The sequence below is a fragment of the Nostoc sp. ChiQUE01b genome (assembly GCF_034531255.1).
Classification (GTDB): Bacteria; Cyanobacteriota; Cyanobacteriia; order Cyanobacteriales; family Nostocaceae; genus Nostoc.
This window is the reverse complement of record NZ_JAVRBM010000046.1, coordinates 1-26,286: the sequence shown is the minus strand read 5'-3', so window position 1 is coordinate 26,286 and position 26,286 is coordinate 1. Positions and strand designations below refer to the sequence as shown.

Sequence of the window (26,286 nt, the reverse complement as noted above, 5' to 3'; positions counted from 1 at the left end):
ACCGATCCCCACTTCCATGAGCGCAAACCGGAATTGCATTCCAATTCATGACAGCTAAAAATGGTTCAAGAAGACAATTAACATCTCGAAAATGGCTAAAATCTATCCGAATGAGAATAAATGCTTAACTAGTTAGTTTGTTTTCTATGTTAATAGTATTCTCTAATTTGCTTTTGCCATTATCTTAATTGGGTTTTCAGCTAGTATTTATGCTTGTAACCAATTATTACTAGTAAATTGTCTCTACCTATGGAGATAAAATCAGATTTTTTTGTTTTTGGCAACAGTAGGATAATTGTATCAATTACTACCTAAAATAAATAAACTTAATAGTGTACCACTATTCCAAAGGCTGTGGAGGAGCATAGGAGCGAGGAGATTGCGCGATCGCGTGTAGACTACTCCCAACACAATACCCAATGCGGTCAGGGGGAGAATTTCCGATAAGCTAAGGTGAGCGATCGCAAACAACAAACTACTGATTAGAATCGATCCCCACACGGGTAAGTAACGAGTTAGAGAGGGTAACAAAAAACCGCGAAATAGGATTTCTTCAAAAAATGGAGCGGCGATTGCAGCTGTAAAGAAAAATATGCCAAGTGCAACACCATCTTGGCTTTCCAGCGCTAGTTGTAGCAAAGGATTACTCCCACCCTGTCCTTGCCACAGCTGTTGATTAATCAAAGATACCACCACAACTACAGGTAAAGCCGTGCAATAGCCTCCCAGTCCCCACAAAAACCAGTTATCTTGAAAACGGAAGCGAAACCAGAATTCTGGTAGTGGAAAAAAGCGCTTGAGAGAGAAATACAGCACTAACAGCGCACCTAATGCTACCAAGAAATAACTAACCAACACAGAAAACGCCTGAAGTCGCACATCCACAATGGGACGCGGGATGGGTAGCAATGATATTACCAAGGGCACAAAAATTTGCCCCATAAAGAAAAAGCCGATGATAAAAACCTGCAAAACCGTTTCACCATCCCAAGGCGTTGACCAAGGGATATCAGCATTTTGAGCTAATAAAGAGGCTTTTCCTTTCAACAAGTATTGAGCAAATAATAAAATCAGCAGTATTAGACCAATTAAAGCTGCCAAAGTGGGAATAGTGCCAATAACCGCCAATTTCAGCACTGCTTGAGCAGAGGATTCTTGTTGTGCAGCTTTTACTGCTGATAACGCATCTTGTCGTTGCTGGAGTTGGTATAACTTAACCAAAGCAGTAGAGCGAAACCAACCTTCTAAATTTTTTTGAATTGGTTCTTGAGCATTTGGGAGGATACGGGGAGGATTGCTCCACAGTCCAGTCAATACAGCGGCGGTTTCCCCAAACCCTGAATTAATATCTGAGCGTTGTTGTAATTCGCTCCAAGTCTTGAAGGCTGTATCCGTCTGTCCTTGCTCTGCTTGTAAAATTCCCAAACGCAGGTCTAATTCAGCCAGTAATTTTTGTAATTGCTTAAAAGACTGTTGTAACTGTTGCTCTCCCTGTTTAGACGTTTCAATAGTGGGAGGAGCATCCGGTAGAGGTTTCACAGGCGTGGGAGTTATTTCCGCTTGAGAGCGTAATTGTGCAAGTTTATTGTTAACTTTGTCTAAATTAGCTTGAACTGATTGACGCGCCTCCTGATACTGCTTTGTAGCGCTTTCTAGGGGTTGCTCACCAAGTATTGCTTCCTGAATCGCTTGAAGTTTGTCATCACCCCTATCTTCTGATTGCCAAGCTTGGGCTTGTAAAGCAATATTTGTTTGGTATAGTTCCAAACGACTTTGAAATTGAGGTTCTTGCCAACTACCGAATAAAGCCGAAACTGCTAACAGAACTGCTATCGGCGTCATCACAAAAAATAAAACCAACCGCTTGAGTGTCATCTATCCCCCTTTAACTGACCAGTGGAGAGCGCGTCCCCCTTGGGAATTATCGCAATAAAAAGTCAGAGGTGGATAAATATCATCAATATTATAAGTTTGCGATGAATGTGCGATGCCTGCGGTTTTTGCTAGCCTATGCACCCACAATGTTAAATTACAGTAGTGTTCTCTCACCTTGAGGAAGCTGATAATCTTTGTTTTGAGCGATGAATCACTCACTACAAACTAGGATTTTATTTTATGTTTAATTATGCCTACTATGCCTAGTTACTGAATCTCACCAGTTTAACTTAATACAGCATTTCATTAATTCGTAGCGAATTAATGAAAGGCAATATAGCAGTCGAAGCATAGGTTAGGACTATATTGGTTGCTGAAACCTTTGATAATACTGAGTTTCTACTCAGCACGGGCTAAACGCCCCGCTTCCGCTAACAGCACTCAGCACTTTGCTATACCTTGCAATGCCATTGCATCCCAATACAATGTTAATGCGTCCCTCTGCAATGCCATTGCATCCCGATACAATGTTAATGCGTCCCTCTGCAATGCCATTGCATCCCAATACAATGTTAATGCGTGCCCTTACAATGCCATTGCATCCTGATACAATGTTAATGCGTGCCCTACAATGCCATTGCATCCCCCTGCATTAAAAACGCTACGCTTTTACGCAAAATTGTACTTAGATAAATTCAGGATCGAGAAGTTGTTCTATAGTGAAAGGACACTCAAGGGGAAAAGTTTCTATTGGCTTTTGAGTCTCATTTGCGGCGTCTCTACGGGCGCGGCGATAATATTTCTGTATCCACTCCCAGTCTTCTAGAAGGCGCTGCAAACTGGGAGTATCTTCTAAGCAATCTTGAATTTGGTTTCGGCAGTTTGAGATTGTTTTAACCCAACTTTTGGTTTTTCGCTCTGGTTGATATTGGCATTTGAGTAAGTGCATTAAAAGCACCTGTAAATAACTTCCAAGTTCCTTTTGTTCGCTCCGACTCAAAGCCTCTAGTTCCTCTACCAAATGTTCAACGTCTAACTCAGTCCAGCGTCCTGTCTTCAGGAACTCAGCTTGTTGCTGCGTCCACACCAGAAAGTCCTGATTGTAGAGTGTCGTTTTACTCATCAACAGTTACCCCTTTGTTTTCAGCAACATTTTGCCTATTTTTGCTCAATGCAGTGCTTTACTAGACATTTTACAAACAAAGTAGGGCAAAAGCGCTGACTACAAACCTTTAATTATTAATGCTATTTTATTTAATCCTTCAAAAGGAATCTAGCAATTACTCCTTTTATTAATTTTTTTATCTTGTCGGTTGCATTGAGGACGGCAACTGCTGATATCTCGTTCTAAGGTAAATTTCTTTTTGCCTTCGGGTTCACCATGTAATTGGTTAGGCGTGTAACCTAAATTATTGATCCAAGTTACAAATGCATCTTTGTATGGATCATTTGCATAATGAAGAGTGAAGAATCAAAATTTTAATCCTTCACTCTACTGGTCTGTCAAAATCATTTTGACGGTTGGAGAGACGCGATAAATCGCCGTCTCTACAGCAAATCTATTTGTCAATTATTTCTTGACAAACTACTACCTCATTTTATATTTCTAAGATTCTCTTCCCGATGCCCAAGTATCACGCCATTTGACAGTACCTTCTTTCGCAATCACCCAGCGGCGATTTACGAGATTTTCGCGCAGAGGCGATCGCCCTTCCCGCCACATGGCATATTTATAAGCTATGAGATTTCCGGCACTCTCATTAAAGGGAATTTCAGCAAACCAAGTATTGGTGTTGATGTACTCTAAGGGATATGCTTTGCCAATATCCCAGTTACCTAACTCTGGGCAATCTCCTGTCACTACAATAATTTCACCTGGTTGGGTTTCTACGCCATTGAGTTGGACGCGGACAATTGTTTGTGCTTTTATCCGTTCGCCAACGTGGCTGAAAACAATTGCTCCCCTTTCTTCTAGTATTAGGTCATAAATCTTACCATCTTTTACCTCATACTTGTTGCGAGTCACCACGCAGGTATGTTCTCCATCGGGCAATTCTGTTTCTACTTCTGGTAAAGTAACTTCTCCTCCCCGGTTTAAAGCGACAAAACACACAGAGTCACGATAACGGCGTACATAGCAGTAAACATCAGGTGTTAAGTATTTTTGCCAATGGCTACCCAATGATACAGCTGGATTCAGTCGTCGTAAGCCAGACAGCAGCCTGATGCAACGATAAATCTCACTCTCTGTATCCCAACTTTCCATCATTGGGCGGTTATATGGGTCGTTACCGCCATCAGTGTCGTTATGCAGATACTGTTCTGTGCCGTAGTAAATGCAGGGAATACCGCGACAGGTCATAATTAAGGCGATCGCAACCTTTAGCATCGCTGGATCGGGGTTTAGCGATTGGAAACGGCACATATCATGGTTATCGATGAAGGTAACTAGCTCTGTTGCCCCTTTATAGCGATAATCTTGATCGAAAATGTATTGAATTGTTTCAAATCCCATTTCTGAACCTTGTCCCAGTGCGGCTCGAATTGCCACGCACAACCCAAAGTCTAGAAGTGTCATGCCTGAGTGGTTAACAAATTCCACCGAGCGCTCGTCATCAGGATTACTGTAAATCCATTCACCAAAAATAAATACATCTGGTTTGTGATTCGTCATCTCGCCAGTGAATTCTTGCCAAAACCAAATCGGCATATGCTTGACGGTATCCACCCGCAGTGCATCTACACCCCGGTCTAGCCATTGTTTAATGGCTGACTTGATATACTCACGATATTCAGTATTGTTCTCATTGAAAGTTGCTAGACCAGATAATTCACAGTTCTGTACTTGCCAATCATCTTCCCAGTTTTGCACTTCGCCATAGTGGTGATACCAATTGTTAGCATCATCATTGAAGTCAGCAATTTTGACACCATCATCATACAATTCACCTTTGCTACCGCTAGTATCAGGTGTACTATGGTTGCAGACAATATCCAGCACTAGCTTCATATTGCGCTTGTGCATTTCTGTAATTAACCGATCGAAAGTTGTATTTTTTTCTTCTTGAGTAGCGTTTAAAGAAGGGTTTTCTCCGTCAGCAATGTATCGAGGATTAAGCCGTTTAAAGTCTTTTGTCCAATAGCCATGTATTGCTGCATTGCCAACAAATAACTCTTCAACCTGCTCGAACAGTGGAGTTAGCCAAATGGCAGTCACTCCCATATTTTTGAGATAATCTAATTTATCGATGACACCTTGCAAGTCGCCACCCCAGTACTTACCCCAATCTTGTCTAGTTGGATCGTACAGTTCTGAGTTTGCACCTTCGCTGTTATCTGGATCGCCATCATAAAAGCGATCGACTACGAGAAAATAAATTGTTTCCTGACGAAATTCAATATCTCTGGTGTAAAGGAACTCTAGAGCAATCTCAATATCTAGCTGCGGTTCTTGTATAAGAGCTTCTACATTTTCCTTTGCAGGATCTATTTTATATTGATCTGGTGAAAACTGGGATGGTGGGGTTTGTACCATAAAAAACTCAAAATTTCATCTAATTCACACTTGTAGAACTAACAGTACAACGTTTCGAGCATTGTCTGTTACTACAAATCTTGGTATTTGTGACATCCTGCCTACGGTGTATGTATCTATCGCTAGCTAGTTTATAATTCTATCGATAGATATAATTCATCTGCTGGAGGATAAAAATAAAGGGATATAGCAGTTATTTAGGATAATTGCTCGGTCACAAAAATTTACAATATTTAATAAAATCGACTTGCGGTAAATATTGAGTCTAGCTCATGTTTAAGTGTATATTCGAGAACAGATTTTAAAATACTTCAACTCCTGGAAGATTAGTTGTCAACAAAGTTTTGTTACACCTGAGCAATACTGAGTCAACCACGTATTAGCCAACTTTTTCTCTAGAAGATTCGCTCCATTGGTAAACTGACCATTGTCACTTTCAATCTGTTATTACTATCAAGGAATTAATTTAAGTAGCAATTATGACCAAATATGACAAGGTTTTTAACTCACCAAAGACATCAGAGGAATCACTAAGTCCAGAGGAAGCGGTAGCGGCGATCGCAACTGTGACTGCGATCGCTGATTCATTTATTGAAGAGGTAGATGCAGAAAGTTTAGCGGGTATCCTCTGGGAATTCGAGGTTTTTGAGGAATACTCAGAAGATGAAATTGCAGAAATAGTTGATAGACTCATCTCCATTGCAGAAGAAGAGGGAATTGGGCCCCTGTTTAATGCTGCCAAAGTATCTCTCTCAGATGAATTAGTGCTAGATGGTTTTGCTGCGGGGGTAATAGTGCTTTTAGATGATGAACTCGCCATTCCCAAACCGAAACAAATCTACTTGAAAAAGCTACAAGCAGCTTTAGAACTTGAAGATGAAGAAGCAGAGGAAATCATCAAGGAGGTAATCGCAGCCTTTAAAGAAGCAGAAGATGAAGAATATGCAGACGACGATGATGATGAAACAGTGGTCATCGAAGATTTTAGCGAACAGACATATCAATCTCCTTTAGGTAATTTTACCGTACCGATTCCGGTTGAGCCGCAGCAGGGTGGTAGAATTCAAAGCCAGGAAGGAGTAGTTGGCTTTTCTGATGACATCGGTACTTTGCTGAGAATCGATTATTATCCTTTCCCCTTAGAACAGTTAGAGGAATTGGAGTCTGTTGGACAAGAAGAATATTTAGAAACAATTTTAGTAGAGAAGTATGTACCCCAAGCGATTTTTGCCAATGTACCAGATGCTTCTGTAGAGTATACCGAATATCTGAAAGATACTTTGCGAGGCGCTTACTACGTGTTAATCGATATGCCCAAAGGTTCTACAATTTCTAAGCAGGAAAATAATGGAACAGCAATCAGATTAGATGCATACCGGGGGTTGCTCACCTTTATCAGTGGTGAATTTTTATATATAGTTAGTAGTCAGCACAGCTTTATTGACGGCGAAATTCCCGATTCTCTTGAAGAAGAAGCCGAAGATATCAAGGAGAGTATTTTAGAGTTTGTTGAGACTATAGAGTTCACTTAGTATAGCTTTGCATGAAAAGTGCTGAGTTAAAAGTGCTGAGTGCTGAGTTAAAAAAACCACGCCACTTGCGGGTGGGGTATCAACCTTCTCCTGATTAGTAAGATTCCGCCCACAAGAAGAGAAGTTGGAGCGGAGGCTTCCTCCGTTGGCGAAGCCCGCCGTAGGCATCCAAACTTCGGGGGCGGGGCATTGACCATAGTATTTAAGTACTGAGTAATTTTTATTTCAATCAGCACTCAGCACTCAGCACTCGGTACTGAGTAAGGTAAAAGCGTAGCGTTTTTAATGCAGGGGAACGCATTAGGATTGCAAGCCGATGCATTAACAATGCAAGCTGACGCATTAACAATGCAAGCCAATGCATTAACAATGCAAGCCAATGCATTAACAATGCAAGCTGACGCATTAGGATTGCAAGCCGACGTATTAACAATGCAAACTGATGCATTAACAATGCAAACCAACGCATTAGGATTGCAGAGTATTGCAAAATATTAATTCGCTACGAATTACAAATGCAGTGCAATATCCAAACAGACCATCGCTAAATGTCTTAAACCGATTCCGGCTCATTAATGACTTCATTGCTCTCCTTCCCAGCGCTCCGTGCCATAGATAAACTGGGATTGCTCTCCCAAGGCTTGACCAAAAAGAAAAAGATACAAGCCCCTAAATTTATTTGCGCGATCGCGTTTGCTGCCGCTTTTGAGGTACTCGCTGCGGTGTGCGGGCGAGGGATGAACGCTGCATCTCCCACTAAAACAATGCGATCAAAAGCCATTTGGGGCACACCCAGATCCAGAATGGCTTGCACAAACGGTTCTTTTGTTGCTGCCACTAGCTTTTGAAACGGAGTAACTAAGACTCGATTTGCATACGATCGCATCTCTTGTTCTACAGATGGCGCGATCAGACCGGGTGGAATCGAGAAATCTCGACGTTTGCCGTGCTTATCAGTCAGAATGTGCGGCAATTCAGTCTCCATAACTCATCAACTCATCTGATGTACATTTGGAAAGGGCGATGTCTGACGACAAGCCTGGAGAAGACAGGAAGTCTCCGGCTCCGCACTAGCTGTCTACGCTTGTAATTTTTCATGACAATAACCCAGCTGAACAATCGCTATCAAATTATCCAAGTAATCGGCGCTGGTGGGTTTGGCGAAACCTTTCTAGCAGAAGATGTCCACATGCCTTCTCGCCGTCGCTGTGTAATCAAGCAACTAAAACCGATAACCAATAATGACCCACAAACCTACCAACTTATCCAACAGCGGTTTGAACGGGAAGCAGCAACCTTAGAGTATTTGGGTGAAAGTAGTCACCAAATTCCCAAACTCTACGCCTATTTTTCTGAAAACGGGCAGTTTTACCTCGTCCAAGAATGGATTCACGGTCAAACCCTGACGAAAATTGTTGAAGCCAAAGGATTGGAGAGTGAAATTGCTGTTCGGCAAATTCTCTTGAGTCTGCTTTCAGTCTTAGATTATGTTCACAGTAAAGGCATTATTCACCGGGATATCAAGCCAGATAACATTATTCTGCGTTCTGCTGATGGTAATCCAGTTTTGATTGATTTTGGTGCAGTCAAAGAAACAATCCGTTCAGTAGTGAATTCTCCAGCATATCCCACGCGATCGCTTGTTATTGGTACGCCTGGGTATATGCCTAGCGAACAAGCCGTTGGCCGCCCAGTTTACGCCACTGATATCTACAGCTTAGGTTTAACGGCGATTTATCTGCTAACTGGCAAACACCCGCAAGGACTACTAACTGATCTGCAAACTGGGGAAATACTTTGGCAGCAGCACGCCCCTAACGTCTCTTCCCAATTGGCGGCGGTACTCAATCAGGCAATTAAGCCTCATGCTGGCGATCGCTACAGCACTGCTAGTAAAATGCTATATGCCCTGCAATCTGTTAGTAATATACCTCCTGAGTTAGCTGCAAATACTTCCACAGTCAGTTTTTCTTCCACTGCATCAACTCAGCAAACCCAGCCATTATATTCTTTGCAAAACAATTCTGCGATTCCAGGATCTTCAACTCCTGGAAACTGGCAAAAACCTGCTGTCATTGTTGGCAGTTTGCTGATAGGCGGCTTGATTGGTGCAATTGCAATTTCTGGCATGAATCGCCAGCAACAACTACAAACAACCGTTACCACAAATCCCACATCAGAATCTCTACCTACTGCTACATCTACCAACTCGCCAGTTTCTTCCCAACCTTCTCCAGTCCCAGTTGTACCCACCTCACCACCGCAGCCACAAGTAACTCCTGAATCTATACCAACTTTTAATGTCCCATCCATATCAGAGCTAGAAAGTAATTCTGTTCCTTTAGATACCGTAATACCAGTAATAACACCAAGACTACAGCCAAAACCAGAGAATCAGGTTCCGGTTCCCACACCAGAAGGGCGTTCCACACCACAAAAAAAGCCGCGCAGTAAATTAGCTGCAACTGCTAGTAAGCAAGACGTTCCCGCATTTCCTACAGGTACATCCAGAAGCGCCGTAGAAGCTACCCTCGGCAAACCAAATCAAGATTTAAGAGGTGCATGGGGCAATACTCGTGCTGTTGTTTACAAACTAGTGCCAAACAAAATTGATCTTGGCTACTTATTCGATCGGAATTCTAAAACGCTGCGCCAAACTGAGGTATCTTTTGCCCAATCGGTAGACCCGCAGGTAATGGAGTCTACTTTGAATGGAATGTTAAATGGGCAAGCGACTGAAAAAATTAAGCAGGGACTGAAACAAGTACAGCAACGTCAGTCTGATAATTTTAGTTTTAAGAATGGCTCAGTCAAGGGTCAGATTATCCGCCAAGAGTGTAATTTTATTTATATCAGCATTTGGGATGTAGATTTACATGATTTTGTGAGTCCATCTACAGCCAAAAAGTGTTAATGTCTTAATGATATATTTTTAACATTTCCTTGATTAGCTATTGTTAATAATTTGGCAGAATTAAGTGCTGAAGAACCATTGATTTTTACAGCAGACTCAAAAACTGTCACAAATTTATGAGCTTTATGATAAATTCACTAAGTTATGACACTTCTATAGCAGACGTAGTAAACATTAAAGCAATTCGCAATTCGCAATTCGCTTTTTCCGTGTTGTAACGGGGATAAAGACAAGCAGCCCAACACTTGCGGCTTGATAGAAGCCGGGGACTTAAACCCCTACACTTTGTTAAAGCAAATACCCTTTTAAAATATCCTCTAATTCTTGAGAATCTGTATTTCCGATATCCAATGCCTTATGCCCATTTTCAAACTGAGTTTCAAATTCTTAATCTTCATAAAGTTATAAATACCATTATTAAGTTTTTAATAATACTTGTCTCAGCTTCTACATTCATGTCGTAAATTGCGATCGGAATTGTGTAATCTAAAGACAGCTAATAGCTCATTATTCAATCGAGGTCTGATGACTCCTACAATCATGCGTCAGCTTTGGTCAGTGGTTGAAACCGCGCAAGCCAAGCTCCTCTTACAACTCGATGATGCTAGCTTGGTGCAGTGGTTAGTAAAACAAACCGAAACGCAAGTGTTGTTAGATTCTAACGAAACTGACTTTCTATGCCACTACATTCAATCTCGGCTAGCCCTCATACGTGATATTGCCCATGAACGCCAGTGTTCATGATTGCAAAATCAAAATAAATAGATTGATTGTCAAGTGTTATTACTGTTGACTATTAGCTTTTGGGGAAAAATAACCTTCCACTAAGCAGTCAGAGCCGACTACACGCCAACGAACACGTTCTAAAGACAACGCCTCAGTCATGGTAGTAAAACCTAAATCGCCCACTGGTGTGGGAGCAATACTACCACCAATGATTTTCGGGGCAATAAATGCCAAAACTTTTTGCACTGCTCCTTGAGCGATCGCACTAGCAGCTAAAGTCCCACCACACTCCCACAGCACGCTACAAAAACCTCGTTCATATAAGTATGCCATTGCCTTATCCGGTACAAGTGATGCTAATTCCACCACCTCTACACCCTGTTTGAGCAACAGTTCTTGAAAATCGGGATTAGCACCCTTCTGTGTCAACACCAAAGTTGGAGCATCCGCAGTTTGCCACAGATGGGCACTCGGCGGTAAGTTGAGATGGCGACTCATCACCACCCGCAGGGGATTATGTGCCCCCACCTGATGGCTGGTTAAGTAAGGATTATCTTGTCGGACTGTATTACCGCCGACAATTATGGCATCACAAGCCGCCCGCACTAGATGTACTTCATTGCGGGCTTCTTGACTTGTTACCCAAGCGCTATGACCAGAGGTGGTAGCAATTTTGCCATCTAAAGTCATGGCATATTTTAAAATTCCCAAAGGTCGCTTATGGAGAATGCGATGCACAAAAGCTTCATTTAGTTGACGGCAGGCTGACTCTTCTACTCCTACCAACACTTCGATCCCCGCCGCCCGTAAACGGGCGATGCCACCTCCAGCTACCAGTGGATTGGGATCAACCATACCCACTACTACTTTTGCCACCCCTGCTTTAATCAATCCTTCCGAACAAGGGGGAGTACGTCCGTAGTGATTGCAAGGTTCGAGGCTGACATAGATTGTTGCACCACGAGAGCGATCGCCTGCTGCTCTTAAAGCAAACACTTCTGCATGAGGCTCACCTGCGCGAGGATGAAATCCTTCGCCGACAATCTCACCATCCTTGACAATCACCGCTCCCACTAACGGATTTGGCGAAGTCCGCCCTAAAGCACGGCGAGCCAGTTCCAAACACCGCAGCATCATGCCAGAGTCAAAGTCACTTCCTACCTTTTGCTGCGGTGGTGAATTCGAGCCAGTTGCTGACTCCACTATTCGTGTATTTTCCTGAGTGTAATTTGGTAAGGATGCATCTGTTTGAGCGACCACTGGGGAATTATCCATAATTTTAGGCAATACTGTAAATATTCTGCACGCGATCGCGCAGCCTCTCCACAAGAGAATCGCGCTTTGCTCCTGATAATTAAACAGTAATATCTAGGCACTATTATTGGCTGTCTCAACTTACATGAGTCTGTAATATTCACACTTATCAGTTCAGGGTAACTGAAAGTATAGGTTTCAAAACCCTTCATTTGGATGAAGGGCTATTGTATCAGGTCAGAGGAATTATTTTACACAATTCCTGGAACAGTATTACGGGTTTACCATTTACACCCAGGAACGACTCAAAGGGGTAAATATCTCCTGAGCAGCTGCGATCGCACTCTTAGCCCAAACCGCTGCTAAAATCTTGCATAGTCTCTAGTTTGTAGAAAATGCTTCGATACCGTAACCAAACAATATTTATTATTATTTCTGCGCTCATCGTTGTACCGATAGGATTTTTGTTTAAGTATTATAATGGGCCTGCCCATCACTGGTTTAATGATTACGGAGCAGCTGTATTTTACGAAATATTTTGGTGTCTGTTCGCATTTTGGTTTTTCAGAAGTCGGGCAGCGGTAATCCAAATTCCTATATGGGTTTTTGTCATCACCTGTATACTAGAATTCTTGCAACTTTGGCATCCGCCACTATTAGAGCAAATTCGCGCCACCTTGATAGGTAAATTGTTACTTGGTACGACCTTTGTTTGGTGGGATTTTCCTCATTATATATTGGGTTCTGTTTTAGGCTGGTTGTGGCTGCGACAATTACATGGAATAGGTTATGCAAAAAAAAGTCAAGGTTAAACCTAATTCAAAACAGCAAAAAATTGAAGAACAATCTGATGGCAGTCTGACTGTTTATTTAAAATCGCCCCCAGTTGATGGGAAGGCTAATGAAGAGTTAATTAAACTACTAGCAGATAAATTTGATGTACCCAAATCTCATATCAGAATTAAGTCAGGTTTCTCCTCTCGGCAAAAGCTGATGGAAATTGATCCGAATACCTAACTGCTGCTTAATAATACCTTTTTTGAAGACTTTGCTGCCTTCTGAATGTGAGTTACATTCCACCCACTACATTCTCTGCTAGAGACAATAAACGAGAGATAGGATACTTGCAAAATCTAATTTTTATGCCTCTGTAATACTGATATACCTTGGTTGAATTTTGACTCTTTCTATCCAAGCTTGAATAGCAGGATATTGTGTTAAATCAAACCCACCTTCATCAGCTACATGAGTATAAGCAAACAAGGCAATATCAGCAATCGTATAACGTTCTCCTACAAAAAAATCTTGAGAAGTTAAGTGTTTATCCATCAAGTTAAGTGCTGCATAGCCCGGTTCGCGTTTTTGTTTGATAGCTTCACTATATTTTTCAGCTTTACCTAGAATAGAAATCCAAAATCTTGATGTAGCAATAAAAGGCTCATGGCTACATTGTTCAAAACATAACCATTGTAGTACCTGCGCTCGTAAAAAGCGGTCATAAGGTAAAAACTCTGTACCTTCACTGAGATAAACCAATATGGCATTTGATTCTGCCAAATATTTCCTTGGCTCGATTTCCAGAACAGGTATCTTACCGTTAGGATTTTTACTTAAAAATTCTGGTGTTCGAGTCTCGCCTTTCAAGATGTTAATCTCTATCCTCTCAAAAGGTATACCTAGTTGAGTCAATAAAAGACGTATCTTATAACCATGACCAGAAGGTAAAAAATCGTACAGATGCAGTAGTTCCATGTTAAAATCCAGTTAGGAATATGTTGATAAGCAAATGTTCAAAATACAATATTTTACCAAAAGATTTTCCCAAAACCGGATATTTTTTTGATTTAGGATCTGAACGTACTACAGAAAATTATTCGAGAAAATAAAAAAATATATTATTTATAGATTGAGATGTTTAATTTAGTTAATGGTCGAAAAAAAAACTATGTGTGGAAGATTTACTTTAAACCAGTCAGCAGCAGGATTATCTAAAGTTTTCCATGTCGAGTCAGTTCCCGATTTGGCAGCCGAATATAACATTGCACCTACGCAAATGGTGGCGACAGTGTTACAAAATCCCGAAAGCGAAAAGCGGGAATTTAAGCAGTTGCATTGGGGATTAATTCCGTCATGGGCGAAAGATGCAGGAATGGCAGCAAAGCTGATTAATGCTAGGGCAGAAACTGTTGCCGAAAAACCTGCTTTTCGTTCGGCTTTTAAGCACAGACGCTGTTTAGTGCTAGCTGATGGCTTTTATGAGTGGCAACGCCAACAAGGTAAGAAGCAGCCATTTTATTTTCGTCTTCAAGATCGGCAACCCTTCGGTTTTGCAGGTTTGTGGGAGAGATGGCGATCGCCTGCTAACGAAGAAATAATCTCTTGTACAATATTGACAACGGCAGCTAACGAATTACTCCAACCCATCCACGAGCGGATGCCAGTGATTCTGGAGCCACAAGATTACGATTTATGGCTAGATTCCCAAGTGCAAACGACCCAAACCCTACAGCAGCTATTGCGTCCATATCCAGCGCCAGCAATGATTGCACATCCAGTTAGCACCTTGGTAAACAACTCTCGACATAATAGTTCAGAATGTATCGTACCCCTCAGCGAGAAGAATGCCCCCCCAAATCAGTTAAATTAACTATTGAGTGAACTAGGGGATTGGGGAGATGAGGAAGCAGGGGGAGCAGGGGGAGCGGGGGAGCAGGGGAGCAGGGGAGCATGCCCCATGCCCTGTTTGGCCAATGCCCCATGCCCTGTTTGGCCAATGCCCCATGCCCCAATACCCAATACCCAGAGATAAATATGCCAAGAACACAAAAAAACGATAATTTTATTGACAAGTCCTTTACTGTGATGGCGGATATCATTCTGAAGATGCTGCCAACCAACAAAAAAGCTAAAGAAGCGTTTGTTTATTATCGAGATGGTATGTCGGCCCAAGCGGAAGGGGAATATGCTGAGGCATTGGAATGCTATGAAGAAGCTCTAACACTAGAGGAAGATACCAACGATCGCGGCTATATTTACTACAATATGGGGCTAATTTATGCCAGCAATGGCGACCATCACAAGGCTTTAGAACTATATCACAAGGCAATTGAGTTAAACCCACGTATGCCCCAAGCCTTGAATAACATCGCTGTGATTTACCACTACCAAGGCGAAAAAGAAAAAGAAGCTGGAGATGACGAGGCTGGTGAAGCACTTTTTGACCAAGCAGCAGACTATTGGATGCGTGCGATTCGCATGGCTCCCAATAACTACATCGAAGCCCAAAACTGGCTGAAAACCAGCGGGCGATCGCAAATTGACGTATTCTTTTAGTCATTAGTCATTAGTTCTTTGTCATTTGCTAAGGACTAATGACCAATGACCAATGACCAGTGACCAATGACAATTTATGATTGACCAAGAACAAGTTCACAAAGTAGCTAATCTTGCTCGTTTAGAATTGACTCCAGAAGAAGAGGAACAATTCACTACCCAGTTAGGAAGTATTCTGGACTATATCGAACAATTGAATGAACTTGATGTCAGTAATGTGCTGCCAACAACACGCGCAATTGATGTCAGCAATATCACACGAGAGGATGAATTGCAACCCTATCCTGACCGGGAAAGTATTCTCAACAGCGCACCTGAACAGGAAGGCGAATTTTTTAAAGTACCAAAAATCCTCAATGCTGAATAGTCAAACAATTTGGGATTTTAGATTTACAATTGTAGATTGACGATAGCGCATAGCAACTGTTAAAACACTTGCTCGTACTGCCAAAGTATGTTGTATAGCACAAGCCTTAGTGATTAGGACATTAACAGATGATAAAACTTAGACACAAAGCGAAAAGTTGGAGCGGCGGCTTGGGCTGATCTGTTAGCGCAGCGTTAGCGACGCAGGAGCGTCACTTTTCAAGACAAAGACTTTTCACCCAGTCCCCAGTCCCTTGCTATATGTCTAAATCTGTAATCACCGTTACCGTCAAGTTGTTCGCTGCTTATCAAGAAGCCTTTAGGGTTTCGGAACTAGTGCTGGAATTTCCTAATAGTATGCCAGTCAAAGCAGTATGCGATCGCCTCATAGCTGAACACCCTGAACTCTCACAATGGCGCGATATAACCCGTTTTGGGATTAATTTGATATTTGTCGAACCAGATACCCTACTACAAGATGGGGATGAGGTTGTGTTGATTCCACCAGTTAGCGGTGGCTAGGAAAACAGTTAGGAGTTGGGAGTTAGGAGTTGCGAGTTAGGAGTGATAAATTAAAGATTCAAAGCTTCTAACTCATAACTATTCAAAGAGAATTGGTCTTAGCAGTTAGCTTTATTAAGTTATCTAACTCTTGCTGCATTTGACTAACAACTAATTCATAACATTCATTGATATACTGGCGATCGCTAGCTGCTTCACGGCCGTAGCGTTCAAATACAATTGGCGGACAAACTCGCGTATATATGGGCACTGGTAATGGAATATTGGGTAATGGGCCAATTGCTAATCCCCAAGGCAGTCCGAGATAGATTGGAAAAACTTCTGGATCGATACCTAATAGCCAAGGCATTCCCCACTCGTGGAGTTGTTGCACAACTTTGTAGCAGTCAGCGATTACAATGAGTGTATCGTGAGCGCCCCAGGAAATCACAGGCACAATCGGCACATTTTCCCGTAACGCTAACTTGATAAATCCTTGTCGCCCTGCCAAGTAGATTTTGTTACGTAAATAATGCGGTCGGAAGACATCTTCGGCTCCACCAGGATAAACTAGCACACTCGCTCCAGAGCGTAAGGCAGTGTAAGCCATTTTTGGATGGGCGATAATTGCTCCAGCCTTGGCGACCAGTTGCGCTAGTGGTGTGCTAACCTGCCAAGCCTTGGGATGCATCAAACCATAAATGGGTTTCTCTACACCAAATCTTCGGAACCAGTCGTACATCATCATTGACATATCGGGTGCAGCGAGTCCTCCATTGTGCGAACCAACAAATAGGACTTTTTGTTGGGGTGGAATATTATCCCAGCCACTAGTTTCAACTCGGAAATAGTAGTGATACAAAAAGCCAAACAGGGGCATCAGAGATTCTATGAACTTGGGATCTCGCTCATCCAAAGACCAACCAGGTTTTTTATTTAAGAAATGTTGCTTTTTTGACATCGATGCATTCTAACAGTATTGGCAAAGTTCAAACAATCCCTTGTTTAGATATAACTCAATACGGTTGGGTTAAAGCCTTTTAAGGTTTCTGGTTTAACTTGCCATTCAGGGTAATTGAAACTTTTGGGGAATGGGAGAAATCCCCATTTTATGACGCTGGTGGCTGTAGCCCTGTAAGCTCGTATAACAACTTTTGAGATTCTGCCCTACCTTGTACATAACCGTGTTTTTTGAGTCGGTGCAAAGCTGGGTATAGCCGATTAAAGCCCATGTGTAAGGTTTGGTGGATCTGCACTGCCCGAAGTGGACAGGCTAATTCGGCACAGTGAGTGATGAGCCGCTAGCTTTTTCAACAAGTCCATCTCCTGACTGTTCTAAGACAGTACCCATACCCAAACGCATTTTGAAAGTGTCGCGGCTGCGGTTGCGTTTAATTCGTTTGGTATCGCCGGCTAAACGTCGGACTGTGGTTTCTCCGTCTTTGCGCTCCCGCTTGGTTTTTTTCACTTCGCGGACTTCGTACTCAATAACGGGCCTGCCATTGACACCCAGGAACGACTCAAAAGGGTAAATTCGAGTCAAGAGACGCGATCGCACTCGTAACCCAAAACCGAATTTGCCAAACAGTTCATGTAAGGCTTGAATGCAGTCTCAGTCAACATCTCGGCAATCCTTGCCTCTAAGTGCTGCTCAAAAAGTGAGATATCGCACATCCAGTCAGCGTGTAACTCTAGGATTGGGTCAAACTCAATTCCATAGTCTTGGGCAATGGATATTTATGAACACAGGAACGCCACAATTTAGGGGCGCAATTCTGAATGAACGCCGCACTTTCTCTAATTAACTTGCAGATGCTTTGGACACAATCCGCGACGGTGGTATGGTTGCCACCGTTTCGGCTAGTGTGTTCTTTTCCAGAAATAAAAATTAATCCGGCATCAATTTTAGTTTTGATATGATGCAATGATTGCCAGATTTCGTAATAGTCCCATTCTGGATCTGGTTGGGAGATATTTTTATTTGTTTCATTATTCATAAATTTCATCGTTCTCAAAATCATCATCACAAACTAATGAATATGAATTTTCGGGGTCAATTTCGTTAAGAACATCAATCATGGCTCGACCGCTTAAAACGTCCATTACTGAGTAGCCACCCTGGTCGATCGCAGCCTCAATTGGTATCATCTTGAAGATTCCTTCCAGTTCCGGCGTGCGTAGCCTGGGGTCGATATCATCAATGGAATTAATTGGCGGCGGCTGCTGGTTTCCCTCAATCCATCGCTCATACTGTTGAGCGCGAAAGTCAACAAAAGCTTTAGCACCTTCAGGAGTTCCTACCTCTGGTGCAGTTGCGAGAAAATCAGCAAGTTCTTTCCCACGAGCGAACCCTTCAAACCAACACATCATAGAAGCAACCCACTCTTCATTCATCGCAAAGCCACCGTTTGCAATCGCCTAAAAATTCTGACTAAAATCGGTCGTCTTCAACCTGCAATGCAGTATTTTGTTGAGCTTTGAGAAGTTCAACCTGTTTACTCAACTCTGCATACTCTTGGTTAAGATCCGCTAATTATTTCTTCCTGTCTCTGATTTCCTTATCAATTTGCTTGTGTATCCCCGACTCATGGATTTGGCGCTCAACACCTTCTATGAGCGTCTGTGTTGCAATTTCCTGATCTTCAAACTCGTCAGCTAGTGCGGTTTTCTCTAATCTGCACGAATTGTAGTCACTGAGATTGAGAACTCTTTGGTAAGTGATGGTTGTTACTTTCATTTGCTCAAAATGTGCTATTTTTGACAAGTCCTTTATAAGAGTGTCGATTGCGATCGCGGCAAGTGAAGCGCAATCAGTTTTGATTTAGTCTTATTGTTCTTCTTGTTCCTCTAGTATTTGACTAGTCACTTCACAGATAATTCGACGCAACTGTTCGGCTATCTCTGGCGGTTGCCGTTCAATAGCGTTTTGTAATACACTGATCAACTTTTCGTAGGCTTCCATTGTTTTTTGTGATATTTTGTTTAACATCAGTTCATAGCGCAAATTGATTGCAGCCTAAAAGCTCAGGGACGAGCGAGATGCCCATCCCATAAAAGTAATTATTTGAGTTAACAAGAAAGAATTCAAGAGTCAGAGTCAGAATTCAGAATTTGGATGACTGGTGGACAGCGCAGCGTCTCGTAGAGAGCGTCTGAATAAACGGTGAAACATCGCACCAAATTTTGTTTTGAATTTGCTAGTCAACTTTCGTAGTGACTGGTCTAAATCTCTAATGGAAAAGCATTCTGAATTCTGTATTCTGTATTCTGTATTCTGAATTCTTTTTTAATTAATTTCGAGCGATACCTTCTTCCCGCGCGGCACGTTGGACAGCAGCAGCAACAGCAGTGACAACACGCTCATCAAAGACTGAAGGAATAATATGTTCCCGATTCAAGTCTGAAGGCTTAACTAAAGAGGCGATCGCACTTGCAGCTTCTAGGTACATTTGGATGGTAATTGTCTGGGCCCGACAATCTAAAGCACCACGGAATACCCCAGGAAAAGCGAGGACGTTATTGATTTGATTTGGGTAATCACTGCGACCGGTGGCGATGACAGCAACATCTTTACTGATTAATTCTGGCTGAATCTCTGGAATCGGATTTGCCATTGCAAAGATAATTGGATCTTTCGCCATCGATTGCACCATTTCTGGTGTCAAAACTCCTGGTGCACTAACACCAATAAACACATCTGCCCCTTGCATTGCACCCGCTAATGTACCCTGACCTTTCACAGCAAATTCGAGTTTTTCCTCTGTTAAATCGGTGCGACTGTTAGAAAGAATCCCTTTAGAGTCGCACATCCAGATTTTTTCTGCCCCAGCTTTACGGAGTAACCGAGCGATCGCTACTCCCGCCGCCCCAGCACCGTTAATCACAATCTTGATTTCTGCTAAGGATTTATGTACCAGTTTCAGGGAATTAAACAACGCAGCCAAGGTGACAATTGCTGTACCGTGCTGATCGTCGTGAAAAACGGGGATATCTAACTCTTGGCGTAATCTCTTTTCAATTTCAAAGCAGCGAGGTGCAGCAATATCCTCTAAATTTACGCCCCCAAATACCGGAGCAATATTCTTAACTGCCTGGATAATTTCTTCTGTATTTTGGGTGGCGAGACAAATGGGAAAAGCATCCAGCCCCGCAAATTCCTTGAATAGCATTGCTTTGCCTTCCATGACTGGTAGGGCTGCGGCTGGGCCGAGATTTCCCAAACCCAAAACGGCACTACCATCGGTAACAATAGCAACAGTATTTTGTTTAATGGTTAAGTTGTAAACTTCCTCTGGGTCTTGAGCGATCGCTGTACAAATTCGACCGACTCCGGGCGTGTAAGCCATTGCCAAATCGGAAACACTTCTTAAGGGAATTCTACTGCTAATGCTGATTTTGCCACCGCGATGCAAATTAAAGGTGCGATCGTAGACACTGAGTAACTTGATGTCTGGCAATGCCTTGATTGCTTGCACAATGGTTTCAGCGTGTTCAGTACTGGCAGCATCCACAGTCAGATCGCGGGTAGATTCTTTGCGAGTTTGCTCGATTAAATCGATTTGACCAAGATTACCACCAGTGGTTGCGATCGCCTGGGTTATTGATGCCAACATCCCTATACGATTGGGAATCTGCAAGCGCAGTGTCAAACTAAAACTAGAATTCGGAGTTAGGTTTGCCATGTTGATTTTGGATTTTAAGTTTTAGATTTTATATTGAATTGAGACAAAAATTAAAATCTAAGATTTGTAATCTGTGGAAACACAATGTATGTAAACTTTTGGGATAATCATCAGCAGTTAGTTTACCCACTGCTTACAGTTTTGATAATTATTTTTATTTATACCAATGCATTTACTAATATAAATGAGTAACAGTTTAGTAATTGTACCCAAATACACCAGATATTTTTTATATTTTATCTATGTAAATATTTATATAACTATAGCTTCATGCATGAAAAAAGCGCCCTCTATACAGAGAGCGCAGTGAATTTTAACTTACAATTAACCGTGAATTACAGGTGCGATTGTTGCCACTGGTACTGCCTCACCCGCCGCCAAATCCAGAGGGAAGTTATGAGCATTGCGCTCGTGCATTACTTCTATACCCAAATTGGCGCGGTTTAGCACATCTGCCCATGTATTAATTACATGACCTTTGGAATCAAGAATTGATTGGTTAAAGTTGAACCCGTTGAGGTTGAACGCCATTGTACTGATACCCAATGCCGTCAACCAGATACCAACTACAGGCCAAGCAGCCAAGAAAAAGTGCAAAGAACGCGAGTTGTTAAAGCTGGCATATTGCCAGATTAACCGCCCAAAGTAACCGTGAGCCGCTACGATGCTATAGGTTTCTTGTTCTTGACCAAACTTGTACCCATAGTTTATAGATTCAGCTTCTGTTGTCTCTCTGACTAAAGAGGAAGACACTAATGAACCGTGCATTGCTGCGAATAAAGCACCACCGAACACCGCCGCTACACCTAATTCATGGAATGGGTGCATGAGAATGTTATGCTCGGCTTGGAATACCAACATGAAATTAAAAGTGCCACTAATGCCCAGAGGCATCCCGTCAGAAAAGCTACCTTGACCAATTGGGTAAATTAAGAAAACCGAAGTTGCAGCAGCTACAGGGGCAGAGTAAGCAAGGCAAATCCAAGGACGCATCCCCAGACGATAGCTTAACTCCCATTGCCGACCGAGCCAGCAGAAGATCCCAAACAGAAAGTGCAAAACAATCAGCTGATAAGGGCCGCCGTTGTAAAGCCATTCATCCATTGAAGCAGCTTCCCAAATTGGGTAGAAGTGCAAACCAATGGCATTAGATGTAGGTACAACAGCACCAGTAATGATGTTATTGCCGTATAATAAAGAACCAGAAACTGGCTCCCGAATGCCGTCAATATCGACAGGTGGTGCAGCAATAAAGGCAATAATGAAACAGATGGTAGCGGTTAATAGGGTAGGGATCATTAAAACGCCGAACCAGCCGATATAAAGCCGATTGTCGGTGCTAGTAATCCATTGACAGAAACGATCCCACAGGTTGCCGCTTTCGCTTCTTCCTAGAGTTGTGGACATAACTGTGTTATTTATAAATCGGTGACAACAAACTTCCCAATTTTTAAGAATTGAGAACTAAGCTGTTTTCAAAGACTTTCGCCAAATACCTTCTCCCTAATAGCCGGGACTTTCTGGAATTACCTCACACCAAAAATGCTGTTAACTCACTTCCCCAGGGAGACTGTGTGAAAAAAGGGAAAACTTTCCCGGCTCCTAATATCACGTTTTACATTAATAATTTGTATTTTTCAAGACATTATTTTTAAGTTTTGCTAAGTTAAACTCTCAACAAACTCAGCGTGTTCTTTTGAACTTAACCCTTGTTGCAGCACTGCTAAAACTTTCGTCATATCTCCTGTGATTAATGAGGTGACAGCTAACCACAAACCCGGAAATACCCGACTTTTAATCACATCATCTGCATCTGCCACGAGTGGTAAATATTCACCATTTTGCAAACAAAACCAGTCGAGTTTATTCTCTAAAGTCTGCCAGACGATGTATTCCTGTACTCCGTTGCGACGATAGGCGCGTTTTTTGTCATATAAATCAATAGATGCACTACTGGATGCTACTTCTGCTACTAATTCCGGTGCGCCTTCTACGTAATCATCTTCAGTGATCTGTGCTTGTCCTCTGGCTGGTTTATCTATCAACAGCAAAACATCAGGTTGTGGTTCATTGTCTAAATCTAAGCGCACAGTAGTATTGTCGCCTAGTTCTACGTTTGGGGTGGAAACTTTGTAATTTCCTAACCAGATAATTAAGTTTCCATGAGGTAAACCATGACTTCTAAAACGCAGAGGTGATGCCACGTAGACGACTCCTTCAATTAATTCCGCTTTTTTATCGGGCATTGCTGTATAACGACGCTCAAATTCGTGGCGGGTTAAGCGATCGCCACTTTCTAAGGGAGGTATAAAAGCGCTATTATTTAAGCCATGTTCCACAGAAGCCGTCATTACCTGATTCCTCATCCGCAGGAGTTGTAGTTTGAATCTAACATAGAGGAGTGTGATATCTTCCCCAAGCAAATTATTTACTTAGTGATGTATTCGCATCGCTCCATTTTAAAATAATTACAACTAAAAAGCGCCCCCCATTTCTGGAGGGCGCTTTCTTATTTAGCTAATACTGAAGTATTAACCGTTGATAGCAGGAGCAGTCATTGCTACAGGAGCAACTTCACCAGCAGCTAAGTCTAGGGGGAAGTTGTGAGCGTTACGCTCGTGCATTACTTCCATACCCAAGTTAGCGCGATTGATTACGTCTGCCCAGGTGCTGATGACGCGACCTTGGGAGTCAATGATTGATTGGTTGAAGTTGAAACCGTTCAGGTTGAATGCCATCGTGCTGATACCCAAAGCGGTGAACCAGATACCGACGACAGGCCAAGCTGCGAGCAAGAAGTGCAGTGAACGGCTGTTGTTGAAGGAAGCGTATTGGAAGATTAAACGACCGAAGTAGCCGTGGGCTGCAACGATGTTGTAGGTTTCTTCTTCTTGACCGAATTTGTAACCGTAGTTAAGGGATTCGGTTTCGGTGGTTTCACGTACCAAGGAGGAAGTTACTAGAGAACCGTGCATTGCAGAGAACAAACTTCCGCCGAATACACCAGCCACACCTAACATGTGGAAGGGGTGCATCAAGATGTTGTGTTCTGCTTGGAACACAATCATGAAGTTGAAGGTTCCAGAGATACCCAGAGGCATACCATCAGAGAAAGAACCTTGACCGATTGGGTAGATCAAGAATACTGCGGTAGCAGAAGCTAGAGGTGCGCTGTAAGCTACGCAGATCCAAGGACGCATACCTAAGCGGTAAGAAAGTTCCCACTGACGACCAAGGTAGGCAGCGCAACCGATCAAGAAGTGGAAAATTACCAATTGGTAAGGGCCACCGTTGTACAACCACTCATCAAGAGATGCTGCTTCCCATATTGGGTATAAGTGCAAACCGATGGCGTTTGAAGAAGGAACAACTGCACCAGAGATGATGTTGTTTCCGTAGATCAAAGAACCTGCAACTGGTTCGCGGATGCCATCAATGTCCACAGGAGGAGCAGCGATGAAAGCAATTACGAAGCAGGTTGTAGCAGCTAGTAGGGTTGGGATCATGAGTACACCAAACCAACCGATATATATGCGGTTGTCGGTGCTGGTGATCCACTCGCAGAAGCGATCCCATACGTTAGCGCTAGAGCGCCGTTGTAAGGTTGTGGTCATTGTTTTATAAGTGCTATGGGTTGTTAAAAATGGAACAAGCGGTTTTATTTTTGCCTGTTGAAATACAGTTTACATGAATTTACTTTGACGCGAACTTTGACTTAATATTCTGTAACATAATTCTTTAACAAACTCATCGAACTGTAAAGTTTTTCTACTATAAATAATGGAGATAAAAGTAATGGATTAAGGCTTTTTAAGCCATTTCAACAACAAACTAATTATCACTTTCAATGACGCGATCGCTTAGTTACTTTCCTTTACACTTCTTTATAATTAGCTGATGGGACAAATTTTAAATCTTGTCGATTTGTAACTAGATAATAAGTTCTATGTTGTCTGATGGTTCGGTTAAAAATCAAAGTAGATGTAGGGCAAACTGCCTTCAGGAGCTAATAACCAAACAGCGTAGAAACAGATGGGAACGAAGACAAGCTTAAGGGGCCAGTTAAACTCTAACTTCAGCATTCGATTGAAGGTATAGACTATAGACATAAGGGCAGCTAAACCTATAAGTACCCAAGCGAGTTGAGATTGACTCATATTTAAAGCTTCCACATAGACCTTTTCAGCAAACTGGGCGTCAGCCGGATAACCCCAAAGATGCCGAATTACCAAAGAAGAGTCTTGGAGATTAGGTAGACGGAACCAAATCCAAGAGGTAAAAACCATCAGTTGAGTTAAGAACCAAGCGACAAAGATACCCAGAGGATTTTGCCAGAATTGTTCTAGATTTTCAAAGCGATCGCTTATAGAATCTGTAAGTCGATGAACCACCAAAGCTAATCCGTGGAATATCCCCCAAACGACATAACCCAAAGCAGCACCGTGCCAGATACCAGCAATTAGCATCACAATAAATAAATTCCAGCAGGTACGGACTAAACCCCGACGCGAACCACCCAAAGGAAAGTAGACATAGTTACGTAGCCAATCTCCTAGAGTGATATGCCAGCGCCGCCAAAACTCGGAAATATTGGTGCTGAAATAAGGAAAGTCGAAATTTTCAGGTAGAACTAAGCCGAAAAGCATCGCACTACCACGGGCGATGTCTACGTAACCATTGAAATCTAGATATAACTGCAAGCCATAAGCGAATGTAGCTAACCACAAATCGGTACTACCCGCCCGTTGTAAATTACCAAAACATAAATCGACGAAAATTCCCAAGTGGTCTGCAAAAATACCTTTTTTGACTGCGCCCCTGGCAATCAACCACAGCGCTTGGGCTACTCTATTAGTACTTGGTAATTCTAGTGTATTAAATTGATTTGCTAAGTTGTGGTAGCGCGTAATCGGCCCTGAAATCAGTTTGGCGAAGAATAATTTGTATGTAGCAAATTTGAGAAAATTATCAGTAGCATGGGCACCGCGATAGACATCTATTAAATAAGCAATACATTCAAAGGTGAAAAATGAAATTCCCAAGGGTGCAATTAATTTAAAAGAGCTATCTGGTGAGTTTGTTTGGACATGAAAAACAAACTTGAATAAAGGGGTAAAATACTTAAAAGCTAATAGCAGTAAAACATTTAAAATTATACCTACCGACAAAACCTTTAGACGGCGACGATTCCAATCAACTTGAGCAAATTGCCACTCTTCATTAGAAATTTGCCAGTCAAGAGAATGTTTTCCTGGTGATGTGTTGTTACCAATTTCCAGTCCTATGCGGAAATTAATAAACGTTAATGCTAATAGTAATGGTATGTATTGAATGTGCAAAGATGCATAGAAAACCAAACTAGCAATTAGCAGCGTCCACAATCGCAATTTATGTTGTGCTAAAGACCAGTAAATTCCTAACACGCTCAACAGGAACAGACCATAGAAAATTGATATAAAGTTCATTTTTTAGTCATTTGTCATTTGTCATTAGTCATTAGTCATTTGTCATTAGTCATTTGTCATTTGTCATTTGTCATTTGTCATTTGTCATTTGTCATTTGTCATT

General features: G+C 42.1%; 29 protein-coding genes. 10 read left to right on the top strand and 19 right to left on the bottom strand.

Features of this window, described 5'->3' with window-relative positions; translation table 11 throughout:
- Positions 1 to 300: 300 nt before the first annotated feature.
- The 4 genes from RMY63_RS25830 to RMY63_RS25815 form a co-directional block, all read right to left on the bottom strand.
- Positions 301 to 1,875, bottom strand: coding sequence for a CPBP family intramembrane glutamic endopeptidase (locus RMY63_RS25830; protein WP_322731439.1), 1,575 nt, complete (start codon positions 1,873 to 1,875; stop codon positions 301 to 303).
- Entirely contained in the window at positions 1,876 to 2,094 is a 219-nt protein-coding gene (locus RMY63_RS25825) for a hypothetical protein (RefSeq protein WP_322731438.1), read from the bottom strand.
- Between the two features lie 466 nt (positions 2,095 to 2,560).
- Positions 2,561 to 2,998 (bottom strand): DUF29 domain-containing protein, encoded by a 438-nt coding sequence (locus tag RMY63_RS25820; protein WP_322731437.1) that lies wholly within the window; start codon positions 2,996 to 2,998, stop codon positions 2,561 to 2,563.
- 483 nt (positions 2,999 to 3,481) lie between these two features.
- Complete coding sequence (locus tag RMY63_RS25815) at positions 3,482 to 5,410, bottom strand: alpha-amylase family glycosyl hydrolase (RefSeq protein WP_322731436.1); 1,929 nt, start codon at positions 5,408 to 5,410, stop codon at positions 3,482 to 3,484.
- 479 nt (positions 5,411 to 5,889) lie between these two features.
- Between RMY63_RS25815 and RMY63_RS25810 the strand changes: the two genes are divergently transcribed.
- Together RMY63_RS25810 and RMY63_RS25805 are read left to right on the top strand one after the other, a co-directional pair.
- Positions 5,890 to 6,942 (top strand): hypothetical protein, encoded by a 1,053-nt coding sequence (locus RMY63_RS25810; RefSeq protein WP_322731435.1) that lies wholly within the window; start codon positions 5,890 to 5,892, stop codon positions 6,940 to 6,942.
- A 285-nt stretch (positions 6,943 to 7,227) separates the two neighbouring features.
- On the top strand, positions 7,228 to 7,440 hold the full coding sequence (locus RMY63_RS25805; RefSeq protein WP_322731434.1) for a hypothetical protein: 213 nt from the start codon (positions 7,228 to 7,230) through the stop codon (positions 7,438 to 7,440).
- A 55-nt stretch (positions 7,441 to 7,495) separates the two neighbouring features.
- On the opposite strand, the gene RMY63_RS25800 is transcribed toward RMY63_RS25805, so the two are convergent.
- On the bottom strand, positions 7,496 to 7,927 hold the full coding sequence (locus tag RMY63_RS25800) for a hypothetical protein (protein ID WP_322731433.1): 432 nt from the start codon (positions 7,925 to 7,927) through the stop codon (positions 7,496 to 7,498).
- A gap of 111 nt (positions 7,928 to 8,038) precedes the next feature.
- Here RMY63_RS25800 and RMY63_RS25795 point away from each other — a divergent pair, with 111 nt between their 5' ends.
- Together RMY63_RS25795 and RMY63_RS25790 are read left to right on the top strand one after the other, a co-directional pair.
- Positions 8,039 to 9,856 (top strand): serine/threonine-protein kinase, encoded by a 1,818-nt coding sequence (locus tag RMY63_RS25795; protein WP_322731432.1) that lies wholly within the window; start codon positions 8,039 to 8,041, stop codon positions 9,854 to 9,856.
- 525 nt (positions 9,857 to 10,381) lie between these two features.
- A complete protein-coding gene (locus RMY63_RS25790; RefSeq protein ID WP_163937100.1) occupies positions 10,382 to 10,600 on the top strand; it encodes a hypothetical protein in 219 nt (72 codons plus the stop codon).
- 39 nt (positions 10,601 to 10,639) lie between these two features.
- Here the strand turns inward: RMY63_RS25790 and ribD are convergent, their stop codons facing one another.
- Positions 10,640 to 11,857 carry a bifunctional diaminohydroxyphosphoribosylaminopyrimidine deaminase/5-amino-6-(5-phosphoribosylamino)uracil reductase RibD gene (gene ribD / locus RMY63_RS25785; protein ID WP_322731431.1) on the bottom strand — a complete coding sequence of 406 codons (1,218 nt, stop codon included), beginning with the start codon at positions 11,855 to 11,857 and terminating at the stop codon, positions 10,640 to 10,642.
- Positions 11,858 to 12,231: 374 nt separating this feature from the next.
- Here ribD and RMY63_RS25780 point away from each other — a divergent pair, with 374 nt between their 5' ends.
- The gene (locus RMY63_RS25780) at positions 12,232 to 12,648 is read left to right on the top strand and encodes a DUF2809 domain-containing protein (protein ID WP_322731430.1); all 417 of its coding nucleotides are present in this window, start codon (positions 12,232 to 12,234) and stop codon (positions 12,646 to 12,648) included.
- Complete coding sequence (locus tag RMY63_RS25775; protein WP_322731429.1) at positions 12,626 to 12,853, top strand: DUF167 domain-containing protein; 228 nt, start codon at positions 12,626 to 12,628, stop codon at positions 12,851 to 12,853. Before RMY63_RS25780 ends, RMY63_RS25775 begins: the two co-directional genes overlap by 23 nt.
- Positions 12,854 to 12,976: 123 nt before the next feature.
- Here the strand turns inward: RMY63_RS25775 and RMY63_RS25770 are convergent, their stop codons facing one another.
- A complete protein-coding gene (locus tag RMY63_RS25770; protein ID WP_322731428.1) occupies positions 12,977 to 13,588 on the bottom strand; it encodes a glutathione S-transferase family protein in 612 nt (203 codons plus the stop codon).
- 193 nt (positions 13,589 to 13,781) lie between these two features.
- On the opposite strand from RMY63_RS25770, the gene RMY63_RS25765 reads away from it, so the two are divergent.
- The 4 genes from RMY63_RS25765 (at position 13,782) to RMY63_RS25750 (ending at position 16,057) form a co-directional block, all read left to right on the top strand.
- Positions 13,782 to 14,483 (top strand): SOS response-associated peptidase, encoded by a 702-nt coding sequence (locus RMY63_RS25765; RefSeq protein WP_322731427.1) that lies wholly within the window; start codon positions 13,782 to 13,784, stop codon positions 14,481 to 14,483.
- Positions 14,484 to 14,647: 164 nt separating this feature from the next.
- Entirely contained in the window at positions 14,648 to 15,169 is a 522-nt protein-coding gene (locus RMY63_RS25760; protein ID WP_322731426.1) for a photosystem I assembly protein Ycf3, read from the top strand.
- A 76-nt stretch (positions 15,170 to 15,245) separates the two neighbouring features.
- Positions 15,246 to 15,536, top strand: coding sequence for an Asp-tRNA(Asn)/Glu-tRNA(Gln) amidotransferase subunit GatC (gene gatC, locus RMY63_RS25755; RefSeq protein WP_292856937.1), 291 nt, complete (start codon positions 15,246 to 15,248; stop codon positions 15,534 to 15,536).
- A 260-nt stretch (positions 15,537 to 15,796) separates the two neighbouring features.
- The gene (locus RMY63_RS25750; RefSeq protein ID WP_099103963.1) at positions 15,797 to 16,057 is read left to right on the top strand and encodes a MoaD/ThiS family protein; all 261 of its coding nucleotides are present in this window, start codon (positions 15,797 to 15,799) and stop codon (positions 16,055 to 16,057) included.
- Positions 16,058 to 16,139: 82 nt separating this feature from the next.
- Here RMY63_RS25750 and RMY63_RS25745 read toward each other — a convergent pair whose 3' ends face one another.
- The 12 genes from RMY63_RS25745 to RMY63_RS25690 all read right to left on the bottom strand — a co-directional run bounded on the left by RMY63_RS25745 (position 16,140) and on the right by RMY63_RS25690 (position 26,183).
- Positions 16,140 to 16,997 (bottom strand): lysophospholipid acyltransferase family protein, encoded by an 858-nt coding sequence (locus tag RMY63_RS25745; RefSeq protein WP_322731425.1) that lies wholly within the window; start codon positions 16,995 to 16,997, stop codon positions 16,140 to 16,142.
- Between the two features lie 312 nt (positions 16,998 to 17,309).
- Positions 17,310 to 17,579, bottom strand: coding sequence for a hypothetical protein (locus tag RMY63_RS25740; protein ID WP_322731424.1), 270 nt, complete (start codon positions 17,577 to 17,579; stop codon positions 17,310 to 17,312).
- On the bottom strand, positions 17,576 to 17,710 hold the full coding sequence (locus tag RMY63_RS25735) for a hypothetical protein (protein WP_322730855.1): 135 nt from the start codon (positions 17,708 to 17,710) through the stop codon (positions 17,576 to 17,578). Before RMY63_RS25735 ends, RMY63_RS25740 begins: the two co-directional genes overlap by 4 nt.
- Before the next feature lie 17 nt (positions 17,711 to 17,727).
- Positions 17,728 to 18,033, bottom strand: coding sequence for a hypothetical protein (locus tag RMY63_RS25730; RefSeq protein WP_322731423.1), 306 nt, complete (start codon positions 18,031 to 18,033; stop codon positions 17,728 to 17,730).
- Positions 18,026 to 18,430 (bottom strand): hypothetical protein, encoded by a 405-nt coding sequence (locus RMY63_RS25725; protein WP_322731422.1) that lies wholly within the window; start codon positions 18,428 to 18,430, stop codon positions 18,026 to 18,028. Before RMY63_RS25725 ends, RMY63_RS25730 begins: the two co-directional genes overlap by 8 nt.
- A gap of 139 nt (positions 18,431 to 18,569) precedes the next feature.
- A complete protein-coding gene (locus tag RMY63_RS25720) occupies positions 18,570 to 18,773 on the bottom strand; it encodes a hypothetical protein (protein ID WP_322731421.1) in 204 nt (67 codons plus the stop codon).
- A gap of 90 nt (positions 18,774 to 18,863) precedes the next feature.
- A complete protein-coding gene (locus RMY63_RS25715; RefSeq protein ID WP_322731420.1) occupies positions 18,864 to 18,998 on the bottom strand; it encodes a hypothetical protein in 135 nt (44 codons plus the stop codon).
- A 328-nt stretch (positions 18,999 to 19,326) separates the two neighbouring features.
- On the bottom strand, positions 19,327 to 20,718 hold the full coding sequence (locus RMY63_RS25710) for a malic enzyme-like NAD(P)-binding protein (RefSeq protein ID WP_322731419.1): 1,392 nt from the start codon (positions 20,716 to 20,718) through the stop codon (positions 19,327 to 19,329).
- A gap of 324 nt (positions 20,719 to 21,042) precedes the next feature.
- The gene (gene psbA / locus RMY63_RS25705; RefSeq protein WP_322731418.1) at positions 21,043 to 22,125 is read right to left on the bottom strand and encodes a photosystem II q(b) protein; all 1,083 of its coding nucleotides are present in this window, start codon (positions 22,123 to 22,125) and stop codon (positions 21,043 to 21,045) included.
- A gap of 254 nt (positions 22,126 to 22,379) precedes the next feature.
- On the bottom strand, positions 22,380 to 23,069 hold the full coding sequence (locus RMY63_RS25700; RefSeq protein ID WP_322731417.1) for a Uma2 family endonuclease: 690 nt from the start codon (positions 23,067 to 23,069) through the stop codon (positions 22,380 to 22,382).
- Between the two features lie 180 nt (positions 23,070 to 23,249).
- Complete coding sequence (gene psbA, locus RMY63_RS25695) at positions 23,250 to 24,332, bottom strand: photosystem II q(b) protein (RefSeq protein WP_322731416.1); 1,083 nt, start codon at positions 24,330 to 24,332, stop codon at positions 23,250 to 23,252.
- Positions 24,333 to 24,683: 351 nt separating this feature from the next.
- Entirely contained in the window at positions 24,684 to 26,183 is a 1,500-nt protein-coding gene (locus RMY63_RS25690) for an MBOAT family protein (RefSeq protein ID WP_322731415.1), read from the bottom strand.
- Positions 26,184 to 26,286: the final 103 nt, after the last annotated feature.